Annotated in this window: 7 protein-coding genes and 1 riboswitch; of the genes, 6 read left to right on the top strand and 1 reads right to left on the bottom strand. The window is 61.0% G+C overall.

What is annotated here, in order from left to right:
• Positions 1–182: 182 nt before the first annotated feature.
• Positions 183–1,166, bottom strand: coding sequence for an MBL fold metallo-hydrolase (locus CLV97_RS15770; protein ID WP_245891643.1), 984 nt, complete (start codon positions 1,164–1,166; stop codon positions 183–185).
• A 253-nt stretch (positions 1,167–1,419) separates the two neighbouring features.
• Positions 1,420–1,521, top strand: a riboswitch (purine riboswitch).
• Between the two features lie 162 nt (positions 1,522–1,683).
• Here CLV97_RS15770 and purE point away from each other — a divergent pair.
• The 6 genes from purE (at position 1,684) to purQ (ending at position 6,441) form a co-directional block, all read left to right on the top strand.
• Complete coding sequence (gene purE / locus CLV97_RS15765; RefSeq protein ID WP_106346486.1) at positions 1,684–2,181, top strand: 5-(carboxyamino)imidazole ribonucleotide mutase; 498 nt, start codon at positions 1,684–1,686, stop codon at positions 2,179–2,181.
• Positions 2,182–2,299: 118 nt separating this feature from the next.
• Positions 2,300–3,442: a 5-(carboxyamino)imidazole ribonucleotide synthase gene (gene purK, locus CLV97_RS15760; protein WP_106346485.1), complete on the top strand. Its 1,143-nt coding sequence runs from the start codon at positions 2,300–2,302 to the stop codon at positions 3,440–3,442.
• A 16-nt stretch (positions 3,443–3,458) separates the two neighbouring features.
• Positions 3,459–4,760, top strand: a complete 1,302-nt coding sequence (purB, locus tag CLV97_RS15755) for an adenylosuccinate lyase (RefSeq protein ID WP_106346484.1) — start codon at positions 3,459–3,461, stop codon at positions 4,758–4,760.
• A gap of 37 nt (positions 4,761–4,797) precedes the next feature.
• Positions 4,798–5,517, top strand: coding sequence for a phosphoribosylaminoimidazolesuccinocarboxamide synthase (gene purC / locus CLV97_RS15750; protein WP_106346483.1), 720 nt, complete (start codon positions 4,798–4,800; stop codon positions 5,515–5,517).
• Positions 5,510–5,761, top strand: coding sequence for a phosphoribosylformylglycinamidine synthase subunit PurS (purS, locus tag CLV97_RS15745; protein WP_106346482.1), 252 nt, complete (start codon positions 5,510–5,512; stop codon positions 5,759–5,761). Before purC ends, purS begins: the two co-directional genes overlap by 8 nt.
• Positions 5,761–6,441: a phosphoribosylformylglycinamidine synthase subunit PurQ gene (purQ, locus tag CLV97_RS15740; RefSeq protein ID WP_106346481.1), complete on the top strand. Its 681-nt coding sequence runs from the start codon at positions 5,761–5,763 to the stop codon at positions 6,439–6,441. Before purS ends, purQ begins: the two co-directional genes overlap by 1 nt.
• The last annotated feature ends 16 nt before the right edge of the window (positions 6,442–6,457 follow it).

Genomic DNA, 6,457 nt, shown 5'->3' with positions numbered 1-6,457 from the left:
TGGGTTCGTCCTGAACATATAAAAACCTTCCTTCGGAATTGTTTTATTCCGAATTCAACAAAAAAGGCTGTTGACCCTTCTTTGTCAACAGCCTCACCCGGCGCCTTTACGGGCGCCGGGTTTTGATTTTGAAGGTCGGGCGGGGCAAGCCGTATCCGGCCGAAGACGAAAGGCCCGGGGAACTAATCCCCGAGCCTGTAATAGCGGATGCCGCCGTTTTCTTCTTTTTTCACCGCTCCCCATTCCTCCAGCAGGTCCAGGTGGCCGAGGGTTTCCGACATGGCCAAGGGGAGCTGTTCCAGATACTTGGTCGGGAAAAGTCTTTTGCAGAGCTCGAAACAAGTCAGCGCATCCCCCTCGGACAGGATGTCGCGCAGGGCGCGGGCGCGCTTTTCCTGCTGGCCAAGCCGCTCTTCGATCAGGGAATGGGCCCGGGTGATCTCTTTTCCGTGTCCGGCGAGGACCCGTGCCAAATCCATTTCGAGACAGCTCCTGAGGGATTCGCGATACTGGAGAAGCGGTTTGGCCCGCTTGTCTTCGCCGGGGTAGGGAGGTTCGATTAGGGCGTTGGAGGAGACGTGAGCGATCAGATGATCTCCCCCGATCATCAGCCCGTCCGCCTCCCGGTAGAGGGAGATGTGGCTTTGGGCATGCCCCTTCGTCTCCTTGACCCTCCATCCGGGCATCCCCGGGATCTCGTCACCCTCCGCGACTTCCCAGTCCAGATCCGTCCGGCAATTGAAACTCTGCAGCAGTTGGTACAGCTGAATGTTGGGCTCAATGAGGGTTTCCTCCACGCCCTCCGAGCGGTACAGCTCTTCCATGTACCGGTACCATTTGCGGTAAAAGGCTTCGTCCCGCCGGATCCAGGGGCGGTTCCGCGGGTGGCCGATGAGGCGGATGTCCCCGTTTTCCCGGAGGTAGTCGAGCAGTCCCACATGGTCGATATGGTGGTGGGTCAGCACGACCTGCTCGATGTCCGAAGGGGAGTAGCCCCGATCCCGCAGCTGGTTTTTCAGGCTTTCCCACGCTTCATCCGTTTTCGGGCCGACGTCCACCAGGGTGAGCGATTCGCTTTCCACCAGATAAACGTTGACGGGGCCGATGGGGAAGGGCGTGGGCAGGGTGATTCGATGGATGCCTTTCAGCTTCGCCGAAGTGTTCAACGCCTTCGCCTCCGGTTCGGTAAAATCGTTGAGGGCCGTTGCTGCGGTGTCGCCGCTTTCGTGCAGCGGCGTGTGGGGCTTGATCCGCTTATGAATGAATGGTCATTCATAACATTTTATCCATATTATAATGGATTTCGCCGAAATCGGCAACCCGGAAAGGGAGATGATCACATAAAAACGAACGCTTAGATATAATTACCGTTTTAATGTTCGTCTTTTTCGTTGACTTCCCCCTCCGGGGCTGTTACACTGTGGGTGATGGGATTTTTCTCATATATGCTCGGGAATAGGGCCCGAGTGTCTCTACCCGGAAACCGTAAATTTCCGGACTATGGGGGAAATCCTCCTTTCGGCGTGCGCAAATGCGCCCGGACGGTGGATTTTTCGGTGGCCCGAAATCCTTGTCCGGGCCATTTTTGTGCCGGGAGAAGACGGCCACCCCCTGTGTCTTGCCGATTTATCGGCTAATATAAGATTCATCCGTTGAAAATACTGCGGATAGGGGAGGAGGAGCATGGAAAAGCCGTTGGTGGGAATCATCATGGGCTCTACGTCGGATTGGCCGACGATGAAACGGGCCGCGGAAGTGCTAGCGGAGCTGGAGATCCCCCACGAAAAGCGGGTGGTATCCGCCCACCGGACGCCTGATGAGATGTTTCGCTACGCGGAGGAAGCCGCGGACCGGGGGATCGAGGTGATCATTGCCGGAGCGGGCGGAGCGGCCCACCTTCCGGGGATGGTGGCGGCCAAGACGGTCTTGCCCGTCATCGGCGTGCCGATCAAGACATCGGCGTTGAACGGTTTGGATTCGCTGCTCTCCATCGTGCAGATGCCCGGCGGCGTGCCCGTGGCCACGGTGGCCATCGGAGAGGCGGGAGCCGTCAATGCCGGCCTCCTGGCGGCGGAGATTTTGGGCGTCAAAGACTCGTCCGTCCGGAAGCGCCTGAACGCCCGGCGGGAGGAGATCCGCCGGCGCGTGTTGGAGACGGCCGATCCGGAGGCGAAGGGATGACGGGACGGGAGGGTGCCGAGGGATTCCCATGGGAAGCACGAGGCTCCCTTCCGGCGTCCGACAAAAACTTTTCACCAGTATACAAAGTGAGTGATCGCCCGTGAAAGCGACAACGGAGATGAAGCGGTCCACCGGACGGGTATTTCTCCCCGGAAGCGTGGTGGGCATCCTAGGCGGGGGACAGCTGGGACGAATGGTGATCCTGGAGGGGCGCAAGATGGGATACCGCTTCGTCACCCTGGATCCCGCCGCCGATTGCCCCGCAGGCCAGGTGGCCGACCGGCACATCGCCAAGGGCTATGATGATCCGGAAGGAGCGGAGGCCCTGGCGGAGGCTGCCGACGTGATCGCCTATGAATTTGAAAACGTCAGCGCGGAAGCCGTTAAGCGTTTAGAGCGGCGGGCGGCGCTTCCCCAGGGAAGCCGGCTGCTGGAGGTGACACAGCACCGCTTGCGGGAGAAGGAGTCCCTCGCGGCGGGCGGTCTTCCGGTCACCCCCTTCCGGGCGGTGAGGAATCCGGAGGAGGCGAAGCGGGCCGCTGAGGAGTTGGGGCTTCCCTGCGTCATGAAGACGGCCACCGGCGGATATGACGGCAAGGGACAGCGGCTCATCCGCTCCGCCGAGGAGGCGGCGTCCAGCTGGACCGATCTTTCCGCCGGGGGCCGGGAGTTGATCCTGGAGCAGTTCGTCCCCTTTCAGAAGGAGCTGTCGGTGGTGGTGGCCCGGGGGATCCGGGGGGAGACGGCCTCGTTTCCCGTGGCGGAGAACATCCACCGGGACCATATTTTGCACCGGACGATCGTTCCCGCTCCCATCGACGAAGGGATCGCCCGGCAGGCGAAGAAGCTGGCCCGGGACGCCGCCGAACACTTGGGGGTTGTGGGCTTGATCGCCGTCGAGATGTTTCTTCTGGAGGACGGACGCCTCTTGATCAACGAGCTGGCACCGCGCCCGCACAATTCCGGTCATTACACCTACGACGCCTGCGCCACCTCTCAATTTGAACAATTTCTGCGGGCGATATGCGGGCTGCCCTTGGGTTCACCCCGGCTGCTCACCCCCGCGGTCATGGTCAATGTTCTTGGGCAGCACCTGCCCGGACTGCTGGAAAAGCTGCCCTACCTGCCTCCGGAGGTGAAGGTGCACCTGTACGGGAAGCGGGAGGCCCGATACGGAAGAAAGATGGGACATGTGACGGTTTTGGCGGACGCGAACGAGGCGCTTGAAATCATTCATCAAATCGGCCTTTGGGAAAAGTAGAAAGGGTTGGGACATCATGATCGAACGTTATACCCGTCCCGAGATGGGAGAGATCTGGACGGAGGAAAACCGGTTCCGCGCCTGGCTTGAGGTGGAGATTCTCGCCTGTGAAGCCTGGGCGGAGCTGGGGGTGATTCCCCGGGAAGACGTGGAGAAGATCCGGAAAAACGCCCGGATCGACGTCGCCCGCATTCACGAGATCGAGCGGGAGACCCGGCACGACGTGGTGGCTTTCACCCGGGCGGTGGCGGAAACCCTGGGACCCGAGTCCAAATGGGTCCATTACGGGCTCACCTCCACCGACGTGGTGGACACGGCCTTGTCCTATCTGTTGCTTCAGGCCAACCGGATCTTGCTTGAGGATATCGACCGCTTTTTGGAGGTGCTGAAGAAAAAGGCCCTCAGGTACAAGGACACCGTGATGATGGGGCGCACCCACGGGGTGCACGCGGAGCCCACCACCTTCGGCCTGAAAATGGCTCTGTGGTATGCGGAGATGAAGCGAAACCGGGAGCGGTTCGTCCGGGCGATGGAGGAAGTGCGGGTGGGGAAAATCTCCGGCGCCGTGGGCACCTACGCCAACATCGATCCCTTCGTGGAGGAGTATGTGTGCCGGAAACTGGGTCTTGAGCCCGCGCCCATCTCGACTCAGACCCTGCAAAGGGACCGCCACGCGGCGTACATGGCCACCCTGGCCCTGGTCGCCACCTCCTTGGACAAGTTTGCCACCGAGATCCGCGGATTGCAGAAGAGCGAGACCCGCGAGGTGGAGGAGGCCTTCAAGAAGGGGCAAAAAGGCTCCTCGGCCATGCCCCACAAGCGGAATCCCGTCGGTTCGGAAAATGTGAGCGGCCTGGCCCGGGTGATCCGGGGACACATGGTTTCCGCCTACGAAAACGTCCCCCTGTGGCACGAGCGGGACATCTCCCACTCCTCCGTGGAGCGGGTGATTCTGCCCGACGCGACGATCCTCCTCAACTACCTCCTCAACCGCTTTGCGGGGATTGTGGAGGAGCTGACCGTGTTCCCGGAAAACATGAAGCGGAACATGGAGCGCACCTTCGGCCTGATCTATTCCCAGCGGGTCCTCCTCACCCTCATCGACAAGGGCTTGAAGCGGGAAGAGGCCTACGACCGGGTACAGCGACTCGCGATGCGGGCCTGGGAGGAACAGCGGCCCTTCCGCCCGCTGGTGGAGGCGGATGAGGTGATTTCCGAGGTTCTCACGCCGGAGGAGATCGCCGACTGTTTCGACTACCGATACCATCTGAAACACGTGGATACCCTGTTCCGCCGGCTGGGCCTGTTGGACGAGTGATCGGGCGGTCAAACCTTTGGAGAGGAGTCGGAAAGACATGAACCGGGGTGAACTGCTGTACGAGGGGAAGGCGAAAAAGCTGTTTAGGACGGAGGACCCGGATGTGGTGCGGGTGGTGTACAAGGATGATGCCACCGCCTTTGACGGGAAGAAGAAGGGGAATCTCCCGGGCAAGGGGGAGATGAACAACCGGATCAGCGCTTTCTTTTTCCGCTATTTGGCCAAGAACGGGGTGGACAACCACTTTGTCCGCCGGCTCTCGCCGACGGAGCAGCTGGTCCGGAAGGTTAAGATCCTTCCCTTGGAAGTGGTGGTACGGAACCGGGCGGCCGGCTCCCTCGCCAAGCGGCTGGGGCTGGAGGAGGGGACGCCCCTGCCCCGGCCGGTGGTGGAGTTTTATTACAAGAACGATGAACTGGGGGATCCGCTGATCAATGAGGATCACATCGCCGTGCTCCGGCTGGCGACTCCGGATCAGCTGGAGGAGATGAAGAATATCGCCCTGCGCGTCAATGGGCTGCTGATGGAGCTGATGGAGGGACGCGGGGTGATTCTGGTGGATTTCAAGCTGGAGTTCGGCCTGGACCGGGACGGCCGGCTCCTGCTGGCGGACGAGATCTCACCGGATACCTGCCGCTTTTGGGATGCCGGTACGGAAGAAAAGCTGGACAAGGATCGCTTTCGCCGGGACCTGGGGGACGTGGTGGAGGCGTACCGCGAAATTTGGCGACGGCTGGGAGGAGAAACCCGTGATTAAGGCCACGATTACCGTGAAACTGAAACCGGGCGTGTTGGATCCGCAGGGGGAGGCGGTCAAAGGGACGCTGCACACCCTGGGATTCGGTGAAGTGACCGATTTGCGCATCGGGAAGACGATGGAGGTTTGGCTGGATGCCGATGATCCGGCGCCGGCGGAGGAACGGGTGAAGGCGATGTGTGAGCAACTGCTGGCCAATCCGGTCATCGAGACCTATTCCTTCTCGCTGGAGGAGGGGGTCTGATGCGCTTCGCCGTTCCCGTTTTTCCCGGTTCCAACTGTGACGTGGATTGCGTGAAGGCGGTGGAGGACGTTCTGGATCAGCCCGTGGATCGGGTGTGGCACACCCAGACCGATCTGTCCGGCTATGACGCCATCATCCTCCCCGGCGGCTTCTCCTACGGAGACTACCTGCGGACGGGGGCCCTGGCCCGCTTTTCTCCGGTGATGGAAGGCGTGAGGGAGGCGGCCGCGAAGGGAAAACTGGTCGTCGGCATCTGCAACGGCTTTCAGATCCTGCTCGAGGCGGGGCTGCTTCCCGGAGCGATGAGGCGGAACGATCACCTGCAGTTCCGCTGCGACATTCAGCCTTTGCGGGTGGAAAACGCCCGGCTCCCCTTCACCCGGGATTACCGGGAGGGGGAGACGATCCGCATCCCCATCGCCCACGGTGAGGGAAACTATTACTGCGACGACGAAACCCTGGCGGAGCTTAAGCGAAACAATCAGATCGTCTTCCGCTACGCCGGGGAAAACCCGAACGGTTCGGTGGACGACATCGCCGGGATCGTCAACCGGGAGGGGAATGTGCTCGGAATGATGCCGCATCCGGAACGGGCGGTCCACAGCTGGATGGGTTCGGCGGACGGGGTGCGATTCTTTACTTCGATGCTGAAATATTGGAGGGAGAGCGGTGCAGCCTAAGCAAACGACCCTTTCC

Origin of the sequence: Planifilum fimeticola, from assembly GCF_003001905.1 — a bacterium.
Taxonomy (GTDB): domain Bacteria; phylum Bacillota; class Bacilli; order Thermoactinomycetales; family DSM-44946; genus Planifilum; species Planifilum fimeticola.
Note: the sequence above shows the minus strand (reverse complement) of the source record. Positions and strands in the feature narration are given on the sequence as shown.

Bases quoted from the DNA above. Each gene is read 5' to 3' on its own strand.
- purE (WP_106346486.1), top strand. From the start codon at position 1,684: ATGGAAAAGCCGTTGGTGGGAATCATCATGGGCTCTACGTCGGATTGG.
- purK (WP_106346485.1), top strand. From the start codon at position 2,300: ATGAAGCGGTCCACCGGACGGGTATTTCTCCCCGGAAGCGTGGTGGGC.
- purB (WP_106346484.1), top strand. From the start codon at position 3,459: ATGATCGAACGTTATACCCGTCCCGAGATGGGAGAGATCTGGACGGAG.
- purC (WP_106346483.1), top strand. From the start codon at position 4,798: ATGAACCGGGGTGAACTGCTGTACGAGGGGAAGGCGAAAAAGCTGTTT.
- purQ (WP_106346481.1), top strand. From the start codon at position 5,761: ATGCGCTTCGCCGTTCCCGTTTTTCCCGGTTCCAACTGTGACGTGGAT.